Source organism: Nonomuraea sp. NPDC052634, from assembly GCF_040678535.1.
Taxonomy (GTDB): domain Bacteria; phylum Actinomycetota; class Actinomycetes; order Streptosporangiales; family Streptosporangiaceae; genus Nonomuraea; species Nonomuraea fastidiosa.
On sequence record NZ_JBFATY010000001.1, the window covers coordinates 2,330,536 to 2,349,846 of the forward strand.

Genomic DNA, 19,311 nt, shown 5'->3' on the forward strand with positions numbered 1-19,311 from the left:
GGCCGGGCCGACGCCTCGGAGCAGCCCGATGCCGCAGAGCGGGCCGGCGCAGCAGAGCGGGCCGGCGCCGCAGGGCAGGCCGATGCCTCGGGGCGGGCTAGTGCAGGCGGCGCGCGGAGCCGGCGGCGGCGCGGAGGAAGAAGTCGTCGCCGCCCACCTGACCGCCCTTGAGCGCCACCTCCAGTCCGTCGAACGCGGGATCGTCGGCGGCGAGCACGCACACAGGCCCGCCCACCGCCAGGGAGGCGACCACGTCCAGCGCGTGCGCCCCGAGCGCGGTCACCACCTGCCCTGAGGTGTCGCCGCCCGCCACCACCAGCCGCCGTGTCAGCCCGGCAGCCACCGACGCGGCGGCCACCCGGCCGAGCAGGTCGCCGATGCCGTCCGGGTCGCGCTCCGGGCCCAGCGTGGTCTGCACGATGGTGTGGCGACCGGCGCGCAGGCTCACCTCGGCCGCCGCGATCGCCGCCATCCCCTCGGACGCGTCCACGACCGCCCAACCCGCCTCCGCCGCCGTGGCGATCTGCCGCGCGGTCACCGGAGACCGGCTCCCCAACACCACCAGTACGGGTCCCGCGGGCCCGAGTTCCGGTCCCGCTGGCACGAGCCCCGCATCGGCGGGCGCGAGTCCCGGCCCGGTGGGCGCAAGCCCCGGCCCGGTGGGCGCAAGCCCCGGACCGGTGAGCGCTGGTCCCGGCCCGGCGGGTCCGCGTTCCGGACCGGCGGGCTGGGGTTCCGGATCGGCGGGTCCGCGTTCCGGACCGGGTTCCGACCAGGCAGGCTCAGCCGGCGCTGCCGTACCCGACCGCCACCACGCCGCTGCCGAGGCCAGCGCCTGGCTCATCCCGCCGGACCCCACGCACCAGAGCACGCGTCGGCCGGCCCCGGAGGGTGCCCCGCCCGAAAGCGCCTCGGAGCCGGTGGAGGCCCCGGCCGGGTGAGCGCTCGCGGCGAAGGCAGAGCCGCCGGGAGCAGAGCCGCCGGGAAGCGCCTCCGACAGCGTGGAGGACCCAGCGCTCGCGACCGGAGACGAGCCCGCGGAAGACGCCGCGAAGGCCGAACGACCGGTGCCTCTAGCCCCTGACGCGGAAGGAGCACCCTCGGGCAACGTCGTCAGGGCATCGGCGAGGAGGAGGCGGCCGAGGGCGTGCACGTGGTCGTCCGTGGTGGCGTCGGCGACGAAGGCGGCGTGGCCGCGCAGCGCGAGGTAGCGGTCGCGGGTCGCCCCCGCGGGGAGCCGGCCGACCGGGCCCGCGCCCTGTTCGGCGAGCCGGATTCGCAGGTCGGCCTCCCTGGCGGGCGTGACGGGGTGGTCGCGGGCGGGCGGGTAGCGGTCGAGGCGGAGCACGTCGTCGCCGGAGCGGACGAAGTGGTTGGCGTACCAGGTGTAGCGGCCGAACTCGGGCTGGGCGGCCAGCACCGGCACCGGCCCGTCGGCGAGACCGGCGCGGTGCAGGGCGGCGATGACCGCGCCGATGCTGCCCCGCTCGGGTGCGGAGTCGAAGGTCGAGCAGATCTTGTACTGGACGGCGAGGGGGCACAGCGCCGCCACGGCCCGGAGCGCGGGGAGCGCGATCGGCACCGGGTCGTCCGCGGCCCTGGCGGTGGTGGCCAGGCCGATGACGTCGGCGCGATCGTGCAGGCGGCGCGCGTCGGTGACCAGCGACCCGGTCAGCCCGTAACGCCGGAACTGCCACAGCGCGTCCGTCGCCCCGGTGAAGTCGTCGGCCACGAAGGCGAAGAGCGTCACCGCCCGGCCTCGCAATCGCTCATCGGGTCATCACCGAACCGCAGCGCTCCCGGGCCGAGCCGGCTGCGTCAAGGGTCATCGGGCCACCGCCCAACCGGGAGCACTCCAGGGCGCCTCCACCTCCGTCAAGGGTCATCGGGCCACCGCCGTACCGAAGTGCTCCAAGGCGCGGGCCAGCTCGGGCGCGTCCACCTCGGAAAGCGGCACGCCCGCAGCCGCGGCCTGCCACGCCTGCCGGATGCTGGTGATGCCGGCGGCGGGCCCGTCGGGGTGGCCGAGCACGCCGCCGCCGGCCAGGACGAGCAGGTCGTCGGTCCCCGTACGGTCGAGGGTGACGGGCGCGGTCCCCGCCCACTGCGCCGACGACAGCACGGGCAGGCAGGCGAAACCGCCCAGCAGGGGCGCGCGGACGGCCGCGACCGTGTCGGCCACCTCGTCGTCGGTGACGTAGAACTTGCTGTGGAAGCCGCCGCAGTGCAGGTGGTCGGCCCCGGCGAGGCGGGCCAGCTTCTGGTACGCCACCAGCCCGATGCCGATCCCGGGATGCCGGGCGAGCGCGCCGACCCCGGCGAGGTGGCCGTGGATGGGCACCTCGGCGTGCCGCCGCAGCATGGCGACGGCGGGCAGGCCGACGGCGTTGAGGTTGACCATCACGCAGGTCCCGCCCGCCGCCACCACCAGGTCGTGGTTGCGCAGCATGCGGTCGGGCTCGTCGCTGATGTTGAAGGCGTACATGGGCCGCCGCCCGGTGCGGCGTTCGACCTCGTCGAGCGCGGCGGTGACGGCTTCGACGCGCTGGGCGAGCGGCGCGGGCGGGCAGTCGGCGTTGACCTCGTCGTCCTTGATGAAGTCGGCCCCGGCAAGCCCCAGCTCCCGCACGAGCGGGACGTAGTCGGCGGGGCGCAGCCCGACGTTGGGCTTGACGATGGTGCCGATCAGCACGCCTTCCGGCCGGCCGACGAGCCGCCTGGTGCCTTCGACGGCGTACGCGGGCGGCAGGTACGCCTCACCGAACGCGGCGGCCGGCTCCAGGTCGACGAGCTTGAGCCCGGCCGCCTCGCGCAGCTCGTAGAGGTTGCCCGCGACGACGGGCAGCAGGTTCGTCAGCGACGGCCCGGTGTTGTCCAGCGGGAACCCGATGCGGACGAGCGCGGCGCGCAGCGGCCCGTCGCCGCGCGCGCCGGGCAGCGGCTCGGTGATCGGCGGCGGGATCTCGGTGATGCCGAGCACGACGGCGGCGTGGCGGGCGCGTAGCTCGTCGGTCTCGCCGGCGACGCTGACGAACGTCCCGGTGCTCTGCTCGCCGGCGATCGCGCTGACGGCCCGCTCAAGCGGCAGCCGGGTGACGACCCGGTACGTGGCGACGGTCAGCTCAGCCATGCAGCTCCTTCGCCAGGTACTCCATGGCCAGCGGCGGGCTGGCGAGGATGGGGACGGGCGAGGGGACGGCGCCGGCGACCCTGGCCATGGACGCCTGGGCGAGCACGATGACGTCCACCTCCCCGGCCAGCTCGGTGAGCGCGGCGGAGACGCGGGCGTCGTGGGTGGCGGCGTCGCCGCTCATCAGCGCCTCGAACGCGCCCTCGCACAGCCGGGCGGTCAGCGCGATCTCGGCGCCCGCCGCTTCTGCGCGGCGGCGTACGAGGTCGGCGGTGGGTTCGAGGGTGGTGGCGAGGGTGGCGATGACGCCGATCCTGGCTCCGATGGCGACGGCGCGGTCGGCCATGGGCCGGTCGACGCGGGTGACGGGCACGCCGGTCAGCGGCTCGGCGGCCTCGACGGCGGCGCCGATCGACGAGCAGGTGACGAGGATGCGGTCGGCCCCTGCGGCCTCCGCGCTGGCGATGTGCCCGGCGACGCGGCGGGCGGTATCGGGGGTGAGCCGCCCGGCGGCGACGGTGTTCTTGATCAGGCTGTCGTCGACGATGTTGAACGTCTCGACGCCCGGCAGGTGCCGCGTGCACAGGTCGGCGAAGACCGGCACGAGCGTCGCCGAGGTGTGGATGAGTCCCAGGGTCGTCATGGCCGCTCCCTCGCGGGCGAGCAGGGGGTGGACGTGGGTCGAGGTCGGCAGGAGGTGGGCGGGTCTCTCGGTGATCGTCGCCGGCGGCGTCCCTGGGAAAGCTACTACCGTGCCGCCGCCCTGTGAAGACTTCATCTGATGAAATCCGAACTTCATCCGATGAAGGGTCTAGGAATTCCGGCGCGCTCGGGATACCGTGCGGAGCCGTGGCTACAGATCCCCGCAGTGACGCGGCCCGTCACGTCCAGGTCGTACGCGCACTCGGCGCCCGCATCGTCAACGGCGAGCTCGCCCCCGGCACGTCCATCCCCATCGAGGAGGAGCTGGTCGGCGAGCTGGGCGTGGGCCGCTCGGCGGTCCGCGAGGGCGTGAAGGTGCTGGCCGGCAAGGGCCTGCTGGAGACCAGGAGGAGTGCGGGCACCATCGTGCGCCCGCGCGAGTCGTGGAGCCTGCTCGACGCCGACGTGCTGAGCTGGCGCTTCGAGCCCGAGCCGCGTCCCGAGGACATCAGGGTGCTGGCCGACCTGCGGGTCGCGCTTGAGCCCGGCGCCGCGAGGGTGGCGGCAGAGCGGGCCGACGCGGCGGCCGTGCGCCGCATCGACGAGGCCCTGGCCGCGCTGTACGCCACGGCCGACGACCCCGAGCCGTTCATCGAGGCCGACCTGGCCTTCCATCAGGCGGTCTTCGCCGCCGCCGACAACGACCTGCTGCTCTACCTCTACGACATGATCAGCATCGCCCTGCGGTCGGTGCGCCAGGTGCACACCCGCTCGGTGGCGCACAACAAGGAAACGCTGCCCAACCACGAGCGCGTGGCCCAGGCGATCAGACGCCGCCACCACCGCAAGGCCGAAGAGGCCATGCGCACGGTGGTCGAGGTGGCCCGCGCCGACGCCGAACAGCACATACGTCTCTGCTGCTAGAAATGAGCCTCCCTTGGACGTCCTCCTCGACGTCGACGGCCCGGTCGCCGTCGTCACACTCAACAGACCCGCCAAGCTCAACGCCGTCACCCCCGACATGGCCGCCGCGCTGCGCGCCTGCCTGGCCCGGGTGGACGCCGACCCGGAGATCAGGGCGGCCGTCCTGACCGGCGCGGGCGAGCGCGCGTTCTGCGTCGGCAGCGACATCCGCGAGCTGGACGCGTACGACACGCCGTGGGAGTTCCGCAACCGCGACGACTACGGCGACGCGGTCCGCGCGCTGCGCAAGCCGATCATCGCGGCGGTCAACGGCTACGCCTATGGCGGCGGCCTGGAGCTGGCGCTGGCCTGCGACATCCGGCTCGCGGCCGAGACCGCCACGTTCGCCGCGCCGGAGATCAAGCTGGGCTGGATCGGCGGCAGCGGCCAGTCGGCGCTGCTCGCGCACGCGGTCGGCCCGAGCAACGCGGCCACGATGCTGCTGACCGGCGACCCGATCGACGCGGTCCGCGCCCTGCAGTGGGGCCTGGTCACCGCGGTCCACCCGCCCGGGGAGCTGGCGGCGGCGGCCAAGGAGCTGGCCGCGACCATCGCCAAGCGGGCGCCGATCGCCGCGCAGACCGCCAAGTCGAACCTCAGGGCGGCCTACTCGATGCCGCTCGATCAGGCCATCAGGTACGAGCGCGACCTGCAGACCGTCTGCTTCGCCACGGCCGACGCCGCCGAGGGCAGGGCCGCGTTCGCCGCCCGCCGCGAGCCGGTCTTCGAGGGGCGCTGACATGGGCGTGCTCGACGGCTACCGGGTGGTGGACCTGTCCATCGCGATGGCGGGCCCGCTGGCCGCGATGCGCCTCGGCGACCTGGGCGCGGACGTCGTCAAGGTGGAGCCGGTGACCGGCGAGTGGCAGCGGCACGCACCCGCGGGCGGCGCCACCGGCAACCGGATCAACGCCTCGTTCCTGTCGCTCAACCGCAACAAGCGCAGCCTCGCGGTGAACCTGAAGTCGGACGCGGGCCGGGAGATCGTGCACCGGCTGGCCGCGACGGCGGATGTGTTCCTGCAGAACTACCGGCCGGGCGTGGCCGAGCGGCTGGGCATGGACTACGAGACGATCCGCGGGCTCAACCCGTCCATCGTGTACGTCTCCATGTCCGGCTACGGCGAGACCGGCCCCTACGCCTCGCGCCCCGGCCAGGACCTGCTGCTGCAGGCGATGAGCGGGGCCATGCTGAGCACGGGCAGGGAGGGCGACCCGCCGGTGCCCGCCGGCTCGTACGCGATCGACGCCATCACCGCCTACAGCGCCTTCGAAGGCGCGCTCGCCGCGCTGCTGCACCGTGAGCGGACCGGTGAGGGCCAGCGGGTGAGCGTGAACATGCTCGATGCGGCGGTCGCCGTGCAGATGCAGGAGCTGTCGATCTTCACGGTCGGGGGGGTGCCGCAGCGGCGCGGCCGCGAGCCGCACGGCCACACCTATATCAGGGCCCCGTACGGCGTCTTCACCACCAAGGACGGCTACATCGCGCTCGGCATGCCCCGGCTGGACGGCCTGGCGGCGGCGATGGACCTGCCCGCCCTGGCCGAGATGGACGGCGACGCCGACGGCCACACCAGGCGCGACGAGATCACCGCGATGGTGGCGGCCAGGCTGCCCGAGCGCACGACGGCCGAGTGGCTGGAGATCTTCGCCCGTCACGACCTGTGGGCGGGCCCGGTGTACGGCTACGCCGACCTGGTGGCCGATCCGCAGGTGCGGCACAACGGCTCGTTCGTCACCTACGAGCACCGCACGGAGGGCACGGTGACCACGCCCGGCTTCCCGTACGGGCTGAGCGCCTCGCCGCCGCGGGTGCGCAGGGGCGCGCCGCTGGTGGGCGAGCACACCAGGGAGCTGCTGGCGGAGCTGGGCTATCCGGAGGAGCGCACCGCCGAGCTGCTGGCGGAGGGCGTGCTGGCATGCGAGGACTGACCTGGGACCACCCCCGCGGGTACGCGCCGCTGGACGAGCTGACCCGGCTCGACAAGGCGGGCGAGCATCCGTACGGGCCGGTGCCCGAGCCGATCGAGTGGGACCGGCAGCCCCTGGAGGGGTTCGAGTCTGAGCCGATCGCGAAGCTGGCCGAGACCTACGACGTGCTGGTGATCGACCATCCGGGGCTGGGCGCGGCGGTGGACGCGCTGGTGCCGATGGAGGAGCTGTTCGCACCGCACGAGCCGGCCGGGCTGCGGTTCGCGGGCCGCTCCTGGGAGAGCTACCGGCTGGACGGCCGCCAGTGGGCGCTGCCGCTCGACGCCGCCACGCAGGTCGCCGCCGCCCGCCCCGGCCTGCGGGCACCGGGAACCTGGCCGGAGGTCGCCGAGCGGGCGCGGGACTCGCGGATGGCGCTGTGCCTGGGCGGGCCGCACGCGTTCCTCATGTTCTGCGCGCTGACCTGCGGCGACTTCCTCGACGAGACGGCCGGTGAGCGGGCGCTCGAGCTGATGGCCGAGCTGCTCGCGCACGCCGATCGCGAAGTGTCGCTGCTCAACCCCATCGGCGTGCTGGACGCCATCGCGGCGGGCCGGGTGGACTGGTGCCCCCTGCTGTACGGCTACGTCACCTACCCGCTGGCCTTCTCCGACGCGCCCGCATGGCCGGGCCGCCCGCCGGGCAGCGTGCTCGGCGGGACCGGGCTCGCGGTGTCCAGACGCGCCATGGACAAGCGCGAAGCGGTGCGCGCCCACCTGCTGCGGCTGACGTCCGAGCCGGTGCAGACCCGGCTGTTCCCGGCCACCGGCGGTCAGCCCGCCGCCCGCTCGGTCTGGGAGGCCGGCGACGGCTTCTACCGCGACACCCGCACCACTCTGGAGGCCGCCTGGATCAGGCCGCGCTTCCCCGGCTACATCGCGCTGCAGCGGCGCTCGTCCGCGCTCGTCCGCGACGGGCTGCTGGCCGGCACGCCGCCCCGGCGCCTGCTGAACGACCTGCACGAGGAATGGAGGACGACATGACCACGGCGCTCGTCACGGGAGCCGCCGGGGCGCTCGGCCGCGCGATCGTCGGCCGGCTGACCGCCGACGGCCACCAGGTCGCCGCGCTCGACGTCGCGACCGACGGCCTGGAAGGCGCGCTCAACCTGAAGACCGACCTGCGCGACCCGGCCGCGATCGAGGCCGCGTTCGCCGAGACGGCCGAGCGGCTCGGCCCGGTCGGCATCCTCGTCAACAACGCCGCCGTCTACCCGGCACGGCCGTTCCTCGAGGTGCCGCAGGCCGAGTACGACGAGGTGGTGGCGGTCAACCAGCGCGGCTACTGGCTGTGCGTGCAGCACGCGGCCAGGCAGATGCTCGGGCTCGGCGGCGGCGCGATCGTCAACATCGCCTCGATCACCATGCACGGCGGCTGGTCCGACCTGGCCGCGTACGTCTCCACCAAGGGTGCCGCGGCGGCGCTCACCCGGGCGCTGGCCCGCGAGCTGGGCCCGCACGAGATCAGGGTCAACTGCGTCTCGCCGGGCGCGTTCGCCACGAAGGCCGAGGAGATCCACGAGGACCTGGAGTCCTACAACCGCATGGTGCTGGAGCGGCAGGCGCTGAAGAGGCGCGGCACGCCGGACGAGCTGGCCGCCGTGGTGTCGTTCCTGACCGGCCCCGACGCCTCCTTCGTCACGGGCCAGACCATCGAAGTCAACGGAGGGTGGGTGATGGCATGATGCCGAACCGCGGCCGGCTGGCCGAGCTGACGGGCGATCTGAGCGCGGCCGGCGGGGTCCGGCTGGTGACCCTGGGCGACGGCGTCGAGCGCGGCATCAGGACGCTGGAGTTCCGCACCGGCTCGGGGCTCGCGTTCGACGTGCTGGTCGACCGGTGCATGGACATCGGACACGCCGAGCACGCGGGGCGCGCGTTCGGCTGGCGCTCCCCCACCGGCTTTCGCCACCCGGGCCTGCACGAGAACAACGACGAGGACGGGCTGTCGTGGCTGCGCTCGTTCTCCGGGCTGATCGTGACGGCCGGGCTGGACCACACGCTGTTCGGCGGCGACGTGCCGGCCGGCACCTACCGGTATCCGCCGCGCACGTCCGTACGGCACGGGCTGCACGGCAGGGCGGGCAACCTGCCCGCCCGGCTGACCGGCTACGGCGAGCGGTGGGACGGCGAGCGCTGCGTGCTGTGGGCGGAGGGCGAGATGCGGCAGGCGGCGGTCTTCGCCGAGAACCTGCGCCTGGTCCGCCGTATCGAGGCCGACCTGGGCGGCGACGAGATCCGGCTCGTCGACACGGTGACGAACGCCGGGTTCGAGCCGACGCCGCACATGTACCTGTACCACATCAACCTGGGCTGGCCGCTGCTCGACGAGGGCGCGCGGCTGGAGGCCGACATCCGCGAGACGGTGTGGCAGAGCGACAGCGTCGCCGAGCAGAAGGCCGATCACATCGTGTTCCCCGGCCCGGCGCCGGGGTTCGTGGAGCAGGTGTACGAGCACGTGCTGGCCCCGGTGTCCGACGGGCTGCATCGGGTGGCCGTGGTCAACGACCGGCTCGGCATGCGGGTGACCGTCGAGTGGCGGGCGGCGGAGTTCCCGTACTTCTTCGAGTGGCTGAACCTGCGCTCGGGCAACTACGCGGTCGGGCTGGAGCCGTCCACCCACCACGTGTCGGGCGACGCGGCGGCCAGGGCGGACGGCAGCATGATCTGGCTGGGCCCGCAGGAGTCGCGCAGCTACCACACGACGTTCCGGGTGGAGGCCGTGCCCCAGAGTCCCTAGAGCTCCCCGAGCTTGTAGGCGCGGCGGGCGGTGCCGCCGAAGACGGCGGCGCGCTCGCTCTCCGACAGGCCGGCGCACAGCTCGTCGGCCGCCGCCACGACCTGGTCATAGCGGGCGGCGAGCAGGCAGACCGGCCAGTCGGAGCCGAACATCACCCGCTCGGGCCCGAACTCCTCCAGCACGACCTCGGCGTACGGCCGCAGGTCGGCGACCTGCCAGGCCGCCCAGTCGGCCTCGGTGACCATGCCGGACAGCTTGCAGAAGACGTTCGGGTGCGCGGCCAGCTCCTTGATCCGGCCGCGCCACGGCTCCAGCTCGCCGCTCGCGATCGGCGGCTTGGACAGGTGGTCGAGCACGAACGTCAGCTCGGGCAGCGCGGCCACCGTCCTGATCGCGGACGGAAGCTGGTGCGGCAGCGTGAGCAGGTCGTAGGCGAGCCCGGCCGCGGCCACGTCGGCCAGGCCGCGCCGCACGTCGGGGCGGTCGAGCCAGTCGGGGTCGGGCTCCGACTGCACGCCGTGGCGCACGCCCACGAGCCCGGGCGGCAGCTCGGCCAGCGTGTCCGCGACGCCGGGCGCGGTGAGGTCCACCCACCCGACCACGCCCGCGACCAGCTCGGACGCGGCGGCGATGGCGAGGAACTCGCGCGTCTCGTCCAGGTCGGCGAGTACCTGCACGAGCACCGTGCGCTCGACGCCGGCCGCCGCGGCCTCGCCCGCGAGGTCGTCCAGCGTGTACGTGCGCCGCACCGGCGCCATCGGCTCGGGGTCGAGCCAGGCGTGCGGGCGGGCCGCCAGATCCCAGACGTGATGGTGAGCATCGATACGACGCACGACTTACCTCCGATGTTTCAGCGAAATTACGTGAGGTCTGGACAGATATCGGCAGTGTGACGTAAAGATACATCCCATGTATAGGGCGTTTCGGCCCTTGGTTCGTGCTCACGGCAGTGCGCACCCGGCATCGGCCCGGGGCAGCCCGCTCGTCGCCCCCGGGCGAGCGCCATCCCCCACCCCCCTTCGAACAGGAGCAACCGTGACCAACGACGGCTACACGCGCCGAGGCGTGCTCGCGACCGGTCTGACCGCCGCGGCCGGAACCCTGCTCGTGAACGGCGTCTCGGCCGGCCCCGCGCGGGCCGAGGCCCGCGACGACGCCCTGACCCTCTGGTACACCCGCCCGGCCGCCGAGTGGCTGGAGGCGCTGCCCGTCGGCTGCGGCCGGCTGGGCGCGATGGTCTTCGGCGGCGTGACCTCCGAACGCCTCCAGCTCAACGAGGACAGCATCTGGGCCGGCGGCCCGCACACCTACGACAGCCCCGAGGCGCTGGAGGCGCTCCCCCAGATCCGGCAGTGGGTGTGGGAGGACAAGTGGAAGCTCGCCCAGAACCTCGCCGACGAGAAGTTCCTCGGCCGGCCCAGCGAGCAGGCGCCGTACCAGGTGCTCGGCGACCTGACGCTGACCTTCCCCGGCTCGGATGAGTTCACCGGCTACCGCCGCGAGCTGGACCTGAACACGGCCGTCACCTCGGTGAGCTTCGTCCGCGACGGCGTGCGGCACACCCGCGAGGTCTTCGCCAGCAACCCCGACCAGGTCATCGTGGTCCGGCTCACCGCCGACAAGCCGGGCTCGGTGACGTTCCAGGCCGCCTTCTCCAGCCCGCAGCAGACCACCGCGTCGGCGGCCGGGCGCGACACGATCGCGCTCGACGGCGTCAGCGGCGAGACCCAGGGCATGCCGGGCGAGGTGCGCTTCCGCGCCCTGGTCAAGGCGCAGGCCAAGGGCGGCGCCGTGCGCACCGACGGCGGCACGCTGTCGGTCGAGGCCGCCGACGAGGTCACGCTGCTCATCTCCATGGGCTCCAGCTACCGCAACTATCGCGACGTCAGCGGCGACCCCGATGAGGTGGCGGGGAAGTACCTGAAGCGGGCGAGCGGGCAGCCGTACGAGGTGCTGCGCCGCAAGCACGTCACCGACTACCGCAAGCTGTTCGGCCGGGTGGAGATCGACCTCGGCACCTCCGAGGCGGCCGCGCTGCCCACCGACGAGCGCATCGCCCGCCAGCAGCTCGACACCGACCCGGCGCTCGCCGCGCTCTACTTCCAGTACGGCCGCTACCTGCTCATCTCCTGCTCCCGCGCACCCGGCCACGCGGCGAACCTCCAGGGCATCTGGAACGACTCGATGACCCCCGCGTGGGAGTCGAAGTACACGATCAACATCAACCTGGAGATGAACTACTGGCCGGCCGCGCCAGGCAACCTCATCGAGTGCATGGACCCGCTCTTCGACCTCATCAAGGACCTGTCGGAGACCGGTGCGAAGACCGCGAAGACCCAGTACGGCGCGAAGGGCTGGGTGGCGCACCACAACACCGACGGCTGGCGCGGCACCGCGCCGGTGGACTTCGCCTTCTACGGCGTCTGGCCGACCGGCGGCGCCTGGCTCTGCCTCATCCTGTGGGAGCACTACCTCTACACCGGCGACGAACGGCGGCTGCGCGAGCACTTCCCGCTGATCAAGGGCTCGGTGGAGTTCTTCCTCGACACGCTGCAGACCGACCCCAGGACCGGCTACCTGGTGACGAACCCGTCGCACTCGCCCGAGGTCGGCCACCACGAGGACGACGACGAGAACGTCAGCATCTGCGCCGGCCCGACCATGGACATGCAGATCCTGCGCGACCTGTTCGGCGCGTTCGCCGAGGCGTCGAAGGTGCTGGGGCAGGACGAGGAGCTGGCGGCCAAGGCCACCGAGGCGCGCGGGCGGCTGGTGCCCAACCAGATCGGGCACCTCGGGCAGATCCAGGAGTGGCAGGAGGACTACCGGGGCGACGCGGCGCTGTCGCGCAGCCGGCACACCTCCCACCTGTGGGGGCTGTTCCCCGGGCACCAGATCGACCCGCGGCTCTCGCCCGAGCTGGCCGCCGCCGCGCGCCGCTCGCTGGAGCTGCGCGGCGAGGCCGGTGCCGGGTGGTCGCTGGCCTGGAAGATCAACTTCTCGGCGCGGCTGCTCGACGCCGCCGAGGCGTACAAGCGGCTGTCGAACCTGCTGGTCCCGGCGCGCACCGCGCCCAACATGTTCGACCTGCACCCGCCGTTCCAAATCGACGGCAACTTCGGCGGCACCTCGGGCATCGTCGAGATGCTGCTGCAGAGCCACGCCGATCAGGTGCACCTGCTGCCCGCCCTGCCCGCGGCCTGGCCCGCCGGGTCGGTCCGCGGGCTGCGGGCCAGGGGCGGGTTCGAGGTGGACGTGGAGTGGGCGGGCGGCGCGCTGCGGCGCGGCCGGATCCGCTCCGACCTCGGACGCCCGCTGACGCTGCGGACGGCGGGCCCGGTGACGGTCACCGAGCGCGGCCGTCCCGTCGAGGTCGAACGGCCGGAGGCCGGCGTGGTGGTGCTGGAGACCCGGCGCGGCGCCACCTACGAGATCGCGCCGTCGGCCTGAGCCGTCACACCGTCCGCCGCCCGGACCGTCACGCCGTCCGGATGAACCGGCACGGCGTCTCCGGCGTCCGTCAGGGCGTCTCCGGCGTCCGTCAGGGCGCCTTCGGTGTCCGTCAGGGCGCCTTCGGTGTCCGTCAGGGCGCCTTCGGTGTCCGTCAGGGCGCCTTCGGTGTCCGTCAGGGCGCCTCTGGCGTCCGCCGTGGCGCATTCCGCGCCCTCCGGGGCTCCGGCCGCCGCCGCGCCTCCCGTGCTCGCCGCGTTCTTCGGGCGGGTACGGGAGGCCTCGCCGCGGGCGTGCGCGGCGAAGAGCCGGGCCGCCTCGTCGGGGTCGCCCGCGGCCAGCGCCGCCACCAGGTCGTCGTGGTGGCCGGCCATCGCGCTCCAGTCGCCGTCGTAGAGGGGGTTGCCCACGACGTGCAGGCTCCACAGGTTCGACTCGATCGTCCGCCACAACCGCAGCAGGAAGGAGTTTCCGCAGGCCGCGCAGACCCGGCGGTGGAAAGCGAGGTCGGCGTCGCGGAAGGCGCCGATGTCGCCGTCCTTCGCCGCCTTGCGCATGGCCAGGACATCGGCCGAGAGCTGGCGCAACGTCTCAGGCTGGATGCGGACGGCCGCCCGGCGTGCGGCATACTCCTCCAGCAATACCCTGATGTCGCGAACCTCCCGGGCCTGCTCGTCCGAGATCTCGGCGACATAGCTGCCCCGGTTCGGATAGGAGATGACCAGGCCCTCGTGCGCCAATCGTTTGATCGCCTCGCGTGCCGGCGCCTGACTGGTGCCGACCCGGCGGGCGATCTCGGCCTCCACCAGGCGCTGCCCGGCCTTCAGCTCGCCGGAGACGATCCAGCCGCGCAGCAGCGCGTAGACGCGGTCGGAGAGCAGCTCCCTGGGCAGCACGCGGGCGGCGGGCGGCGCGATCTGGTGCTCCTGCCAGATGCGCGCGACCGTGGACTGCGACAGCCCGAGCTGGGCGGCCATCGTCCTGGTGGACGGCACGGCGGCGCCGCCGGCCGCGGCGGCGATCACCCGCTCGGCCTCGATGCGCTCGGGACTGCGGGGGCGGCCCGGCCTGGGCGCGTCGGCGAGCCCGTCGAGCCCGCGCTCGACGAAGCGGGCCCGCCACTTGGCCACCGTGGCGGGGCTGACGCCGAGCCGGGCCGCGACCTCCTTGCGCGGCAGCCCCTCGGCACAGGCCAGGATGATGCGGCTGCGCAGCGCCATACCTCTGCCCGGCCCCTTCGCCGGCTCGCGCGCGGCCCACTCGCGCAGCGTGGCGAGCTCCTCGTCGCCCACGACCAGCCGCTTGTCGTCATCGGGTGCGTTCACGGGCTTACTTTAACGTACTTATGACTCAGTAAGCCGCTGGAAACGTATTTGTAGCACCACATATCCCCTTGACGACCCCATGTGACCAACGTATTAAATAATCGCTAATCGAGTACCGACCCATTAAAAGGCGTCGCAAATCTCGCCCCCTTGGAGGTGCGATGCGTTCCCCCCGACCGTCCCTCGCCCTATCGGCCCTCGGCTGCCTGCTCGTCCTGACCGGCTGCGGCGGGGGCGGCTTCGCCGGCGACTCCCAGGCACGCCAATCCGAGGGCGGCAAGGTCACCGTCCGCATGCTGGTCAACATCAGCCCGAACCTCACCCAGACGTACTGGGAGGGCCTGGTCAAGCCGTTCGAGCAGGCCAACCCCGGCATCGACGTCAAGATCGAGGCGCCCACCGGCAAGGGCGTGGCCGACACGCTCCCGCAGCAGCTCGCCGCCGGCAACGCGCCCGACGTGGTCGAGACGCTGATGGCCGACGAGACACTGGCCGAGCAGCTGCTCGACCTGACCGACCAGCCGTGGGCGAAGGACACGCCGCTGGCCGAGCAGGCGAAGCTGGGCGGGAAGATCTACACGGTCGGCGTGGGGGTGCAGGCCCAGTCGCTGGTCTTCTACAACAAGACCGCCTTCGACAAGGCCGGGATCAAGGAGCCGCCGAAGACGTTCGACGACTTCGACGCCGCCATGGCCAGGCTCAAGGACGCGGGCTATCTGCCGCTGCAGACCGGCGGCGACTTCCTCACCGGGCTGCAGGTGCTCCAGCTGTCCAATCCGAGCAGGGCGCAGCTCTACCCGAACTGGCAGCAGGACGTGAAGGCGGGCAAGCTCAAGGCGGGCGAGTCGCTGCTGCCCTACCTGGAGCGCTACCGCACCTGGATCGACAAGGGCTACGTCGACAAGAACGCGCTCGGCATGAAGTACGCCGACGCCGAGACCGCCTTCCTGTCCGGCAAGTCCGGCATGTACATCACGGGAAGCTGGTTCACCGCCTCCGAGGCCAAGGCGAAGAAGGACTTCGAGGTCGGCGTCTTCCCCGCCCCCGTCAACAAGGGCCAGACCTACCCCGGGCCGCAGGGCGAGACGCTGGCGGCCCCGTACATGATCCTCAAGTCCACCCCCCACAAGGACGCGGCGCTCAAGCTCGTCCAGTGGCTGGTCACCGACCCCGAGGCGGTCAAGAGCCAGCTCGCCCAGGACGGCAACTTCCGCTCCGGCGTCGAGCGCGACTTCACCCCGCTGGAGAAGGAGGTGCAGAAGATCCTCGACGAGGCGCCACAGGGCGTCCCGCAGGGTGAGGGCTACGGCGACGCCACCCTGCCCAAGGGCTTCAACGCCGCGTGGAACACCGAGGTCCAGGGCCTGTACGTGGGCAAGTCGCCCAAGGAGGTCGCCGAGGGCGTCGACCGCTGGCTGGCCGGCAAGTCATGACGCTCACCCGGGAGGCACCCCCCGCGGTGCGACGCCCCCTCGTACGCGAGCGCGTGAGGCGCCGCCACGAGGGCCTGGCCACCACGCTGATGGTGGCCCCGGCCACCGTCCTGTACGTGGTGATGCTGATCGTCCCGGTCTGCCTGGCCTTCTGGCTGAGCCTGACCGACTGGGACGGCTTCAGCGCCGACCCCGCCTTCGTCGGCGCCGCCAACTACCTCGACCTGCTCGACGATCCCGAGCTGCGCCGCGCCGCGCTGGTGACCCTGCTCATCGCCGTGGCCGGCACCGCCGGGCTCAACCTCTGCGGGCTCGGCTTCGCCCTCCTGGTGAACGGCTCCTCCCGGCTCAACACGTTTTTCCGGATCGTGCTGTTCTACCCGCACGTGCTGAGCGCCCTCGTGGTCGGCTTCCTCTGGTCGGCCATCCTGGGCACCACCGGCGCGGTCAACAACCTCGTCACCACGTGGGGCGGTGAGGTGCTGCCGTTCCTGTCCGACCCGGCCTGGGCCACCGTCACCATGATCGCGGTGCTGGTGTGGGCGGGCTTCGGCGTCAACGTCGTGCTCTACCTGGCCGGGCTGCAGGCGGTGCCGCACTCGCTGATCGAGGCGGCCCGCATCGACGGGGCCACCCGGTGGCAGGTGTTCAGGAACGTCACGCTGCCCGCGCTCGGGCCGTCGGTGACGGTGAACATCGTGCTGTCGCTGGTGACGCTGCTGAAGACGTACGACCTGGTCGTCTCGCTGACGGCGGGCGGCCCGGCCGGTCAGACGCAGACCGTCGCCTACCTCATCCTCTGGAACTCCTTCCACGACGCCAGGCTCGGCTTCGGCTCGGCGCAGTCGGTGATCCTCATGCTGGTCACAGGCGCGCTGGCGTTCGTGGTGACGAAGCTGCGCAGGCGCGGAGAGCTGGCGGTGCACCAGTGAGAAAGACGTTCCTGTGGGCGGCCACCGCCTTCATGCTCATCCCCCTGTACGTGCTGACCGTCAACGCGTTCAAGGGCCAGCAGGACATCCTGTCCAGCCCGTTCGGCCTGAGCGGGCTGACCCTCGAACCGCTCGGCAGGGCGCTCACCAACCCGAACTTCAACGTGGCCAAGGGCTATGCGATCACGCTGCTGTTCGTGGTGGCGGTCAACGTGCTGTCGGTGGGGCTGGCCGCGCCCGCCGCGTACGTGATCGCGCGCAGCCCCAAGCGCCGCTTCCGCGTCCTCATGCTGTTCTTCCTCGCCGGCACCTTCATCCCCGGCCAGGTGCTGGTCATCCCCGTCGTGTACGTGCTCAAGACCCTCGGCCTGATGGGCACCATCCGCGGGTTCGTGCTGTTCGAGACCACGCTCACGCTGCCGTTCTCGATCTTCCTGTACGCCGGCTACATCGCCACCATCCCCGCCGTGCTCGACCAGGCGGCGGCGGTGGACGGAGCCGGCCGGCTGCGGACGTTCTGGCGCATCGTCTTCCCGCTCATGCGGCCGGCGGTCGCCACGATGGTCATTCTCAACACCTTCTCGGTGTGGAACGACTTCGTGAACCCGCAGATCATCCTCGGCCCGGGCAGCGGCCTCTACACCGTCACCACCGGCGTCTACGCGGCGGTCAGCCAGTACTCCACCGACTACTCCGTGGTCTTCCCGACGCTGCTGCTGGCCATCGCTCCCCTGCTCGTCTTCTTCGTCTTCATGCAACGGCACATCATCAGCGGCCTCACGGCAGGAGCTACGAAAGGGTGACCATGCGCGAGATCAGAGCGACCGTACCGCTCGGCGCGCCCCCGGCCTGGGCGGTGCTGGAACGCCGGCTGTTCGACGCCCTCGACGAGGCCTGGCGGGCCTTCGCCGCCCGCTACTGCGCCCCGGACGGGCGGCTGATCTACCACGGCCCGGCCGCGGACCGCGACGGAGCCGACGACTTCTACGAGGCGTTCTTCAACTGGCCGACCCTCTACCAGCTCGGCGGCGCCGACGACCTGCTGGAGGCCGCCAAGCACCACTGGGAGGGCGTCACCGCCCAGCTCACCGAGCTGGGCTACCTGGTGGACGAGTACGAGCGCGGCTACGACTGGTTCCACCAGGGCGAGTCGATGCTGCTGTTCTACGGCATCTGCGCCGCCGACCCGCGCGACGAGCGGTTCGCCGCGCGCGCCCGCCGCTTCGCCGAGCTGTACCTGCCGGGCTCGGCCAACTACGACTCCGAGCACGACATCATCCGCGCCCCGCACAACGGCGCCGTCGGCCCCCGCTACGGCCTGCAGTGGGAGTGGGCGTCGTACCACACCGACCTGGTCAGCATGCGGCCGTTCGGCCTGCCGCTGCGCGACCTGCCCGGCATCACCCGCTGGGAGGACCTCGCCGACCCGTGCAACGCCGCCCGCATGGGCGCCGCCATGCGCGAGCGCATCGGACGGGGCGACGTGGCCGTCAACCTGGCCGCGACCAGCCTCGCGGTCAACGCCTGGCTGTACGACGGCGAGGACCGCTACCGCGACTGGGCGCTGCGCTACATCGGCGCCTGGCAGCGCAGGGCCGAGGCCAACAACGGCGTCATCCCCGACAACGTCGGCCCGTCCGGCATCGTCGGCGAGCTGCACGGCGGCCGCTGGTACGGCGGCAACTACGGCTGGCAGTGGCCGCACGGCCTCTACAGCGTGGGCGCCGCCGCCGCGATCGCCGCCGTCAACGCCCACCTGCTGACCGGCGACGACGCCGCGCTCGCCATCGGCCGCGACCCGCTCGAGGCCGTGTACGAGCACGCCAGGCAGGCCGCCGTCACCGAGACGGAGATGAGCATCAGCGACCGCTGGCTCGCCGAGCTGGGCGACGAGGCGGGCAAGCCCACCATGCTGGTGCCCAACCGGCACGACGACTCCGGCTGGTTCGACTTCCAGCCGCCGCAGCTCGGCTTCCCCGTCTGGCTCTGGCACCGGTCGCTCGGCCGGCCCGACGCCGACCGGCTGGAGCGGCTGCGCCGCGCGTCCGGCTACGACTGGACGGTCGTGCGGCCGTTCCGCAACAAGGAGGAGGCCGGGCACGAGGCGCCCTGGCTCGAGTACCTGCGCGGCGCCAACCCCGCCTACCCCGAGCGGATGCTCACCACCGCGCTCGGGCAGGTGCAGCGGCGCATGGCGCTGATCGAGGCCGACGACGCCGACCTCGCCACCATCCACGTGCACCACTGGCAGCGGCTCAACCCGGTGCTCACCGAGGCGCTGCTGCAGCTCGTCACCGGCACCCCGCAGGTGCTCTACAACGGCGGCCTGCTGCCCACCCGCCTGGCCTACTTCGACGCCGACAAGCACCGCCCCGGCCTGCCGCCCGACGTGGCCGCCCTGGTCGGCGCGGTCCGCGCCGACGGCACCGAGCTCGAGCTGGTCAACCTCAGCCTGAGCAGGACCAGGCGGGTCGTGGTGCAGGCGGGCCAGTTCGCCGAGCACGACTTCGACCACGCCACCGTCACCGCCGCCCCGGCATCCGGCGACGGATACCCGGGCGATCCCCGCGACTACACCGCACCTCCCATCCACGAAAGCGAGCAGGAGGTGGCTGTGCACGGCCCGCGGCTGCTCGTGGAGCTGCCGCCCGGCCGCCGCATCCGGCTCGACCTGCACACGACCGCGCGCGTTCGCACGCCGTCCCACCAGCACTACTGAGGAGTCAC

At 72.7% G+C, this 19,311-nt stretch carries 16 protein-coding genes; 11 read left to right on the forward strand and 5 right to left on the reverse strand.

The window, feature by feature from the left end:
• Positions 1–97: 97 nt before the first annotated feature.
• The 3 genes from AB0K67_RS10470 to AB0K67_RS10480 all read right to left on the reverse strand — a co-directional run bounded on the left by AB0K67_RS10470 (position 98) and on the right by AB0K67_RS10480 (position 3,773).
• Positions 98–1,750, reverse strand: coding sequence for a four-carbon acid sugar kinase family protein (locus AB0K67_RS10470; RefSeq protein WP_364056122.1), 1,653 nt, complete (start codon positions 1,748–1,750; stop codon positions 98–100).
• A gap of 132 nt (positions 1,751–1,882) precedes the next feature.
• Positions 1,883–3,130, reverse strand: a complete 1,248-nt coding sequence (locus AB0K67_RS10475) for a RuBisCO large subunit C-terminal-like domain-containing protein (RefSeq protein ID WP_364056125.1) — start codon at positions 3,128–3,130, stop codon at positions 1,883–1,885.
• Positions 3,123–3,773: an aspartate/glutamate racemase family protein gene (locus AB0K67_RS10480; RefSeq protein ID WP_364056128.1), complete on the reverse strand. Its 651-nt coding sequence runs from the start codon at positions 3,771–3,773 to the stop codon at positions 3,123–3,125. The genes AB0K67_RS10475 and AB0K67_RS10480 overlap by 8 nt, the downstream gene beginning before the upstream one ends.
• A 206-nt stretch (positions 3,774–3,979) precedes the next feature.
• On the opposite strand from AB0K67_RS10480, the gene AB0K67_RS10485 reads away from it, so the two are divergent.
• From AB0K67_RS10485 to AB0K67_RS10510, 6 genes are read left to right on the forward strand one after another with little or no spacing between them, the layout of a single operon-like run.
• Positions 3,980–4,696 carry a FadR/GntR family transcriptional regulator gene (locus tag AB0K67_RS10485; RefSeq protein WP_364056131.1) on the forward strand — a complete coding sequence of 239 codons (717 nt, stop codon included), beginning with the start codon at positions 3,980–3,982 and terminating at the stop codon, positions 4,694–4,696.
• 13 nt (positions 4,697–4,709) lie between these two features.
• Positions 4,710–5,474 carry an enoyl-CoA hydratase/isomerase family protein gene (locus AB0K67_RS10490; protein ID WP_364056134.1) on the forward strand — a complete coding sequence of 255 codons (765 nt, stop codon included), beginning with the start codon at positions 4,710–4,712 and terminating at the stop codon, positions 5,472–5,474.
• Between the two features lies 1 nt (position 5,475).
• On the forward strand, positions 5,476–6,666 hold the full coding sequence (locus tag AB0K67_RS10495; RefSeq protein WP_364056137.1) for a CoA transferase: 1,191 nt from the start codon (positions 5,476–5,478) through the stop codon (positions 6,664–6,666).
• Positions 6,654–7,688 (forward strand): hypothetical protein, encoded by a 1,035-nt coding sequence (locus AB0K67_RS10500; RefSeq protein ID WP_364056140.1) that lies wholly within the window; start codon positions 6,654–6,656, stop codon positions 7,686–7,688. Before AB0K67_RS10495 ends, AB0K67_RS10500 begins: the two co-directional genes overlap by 13 nt.
• Positions 7,685–8,389 carry an SDR family oxidoreductase gene (locus AB0K67_RS10505; protein WP_364056143.1) on the forward strand — a complete coding sequence of 235 codons (705 nt, stop codon included), beginning with the start codon at positions 7,685–7,687 and terminating at the stop codon, positions 8,387–8,389. The genes AB0K67_RS10500 and AB0K67_RS10505 overlap by 4 nt, the downstream gene beginning before the upstream one ends.
• A complete protein-coding gene (locus tag AB0K67_RS10510; protein ID WP_364056146.1) occupies positions 8,386–9,444 on the forward strand; it encodes an aldose 1-epimerase family protein in 1,059 nt (352 codons plus the stop codon). Before AB0K67_RS10505 ends, AB0K67_RS10510 begins: the two co-directional genes overlap by 4 nt.
• Here the strand turns inward: AB0K67_RS10510 and AB0K67_RS10515 are convergent.
• On the reverse strand, positions 9,441–10,277 hold the full coding sequence (locus tag AB0K67_RS10515; RefSeq protein WP_364056149.1) for an amidohydrolase family protein: 837 nt from the start codon (positions 10,275–10,277) through the stop codon (positions 9,441–9,443). The genes AB0K67_RS10510 and AB0K67_RS10515 overlap by 4 nt on opposite strands.
• Before the next feature lie 202 nt (positions 10,278–10,479).
• Here AB0K67_RS10515 and AB0K67_RS10520 point away from each other — a divergent pair, with 202 nt between their 5' ends.
• Positions 10,480–12,894 (forward strand): glycoside hydrolase family 95 protein, encoded by a 2,415-nt coding sequence (locus AB0K67_RS10520; RefSeq protein ID WP_364056152.1) that lies wholly within the window; start codon positions 10,480–10,482, stop codon positions 12,892–12,894.
• Here the strand turns inward: AB0K67_RS10520 and AB0K67_RS10525 are convergent.
• Entirely contained in the window at positions 12,870–14,219 is a 1,350-nt protein-coding gene (locus tag AB0K67_RS10525) for an FCD domain-containing protein (protein ID WP_364056155.1), read from the reverse strand. The two genes, AB0K67_RS10520 and AB0K67_RS10525, sit on opposite strands and share 25 nt — an antisense overlap.
• A 161-nt stretch (positions 14,220–14,380) precedes the next feature.
• Between AB0K67_RS10525 and AB0K67_RS10530 the strand changes: the two genes are divergently transcribed.
• From AB0K67_RS10530 to AB0K67_RS10545, 4 genes are read left to right on the forward strand one after another with little or no spacing between them, the layout of a single operon-like run.
• The gene (locus tag AB0K67_RS10530) at positions 14,381–15,652 is read left to right on the forward strand and encodes an extracellular solute-binding protein (protein WP_364056158.1); all 1,272 of its coding nucleotides are present in this window, start codon (positions 14,381–14,383) and stop codon (positions 15,650–15,652) included.
• A 26-nt stretch (positions 15,653–15,678) separates the two neighbouring features.
• Entirely contained in the window at positions 15,679–16,584 is a 906-nt protein-coding gene (locus tag AB0K67_RS10535) for a sugar ABC transporter permease (RefSeq protein WP_364056161.1), read from the forward strand.
• The gene (locus AB0K67_RS10540; RefSeq protein ID WP_364056164.1) at positions 16,581–17,387 is read left to right on the forward strand and encodes a carbohydrate ABC transporter permease; all 807 of its coding nucleotides are present in this window, start codon (positions 16,581–16,583) and stop codon (positions 17,385–17,387) included. Before AB0K67_RS10535 ends, AB0K67_RS10540 begins: the two co-directional genes overlap by 4 nt.
• A gap of 2 nt (positions 17,388–17,389) precedes the next feature.
• Positions 17,390–19,303 carry a hypothetical protein gene (locus AB0K67_RS10545; protein WP_364056167.1) on the forward strand — a complete coding sequence of 638 codons (1,914 nt, stop codon included), beginning with the start codon at positions 17,390–17,392 and terminating at the stop codon, positions 19,301–19,303.
• Positions 19,304–19,311: the final 8 nt, after the last annotated feature.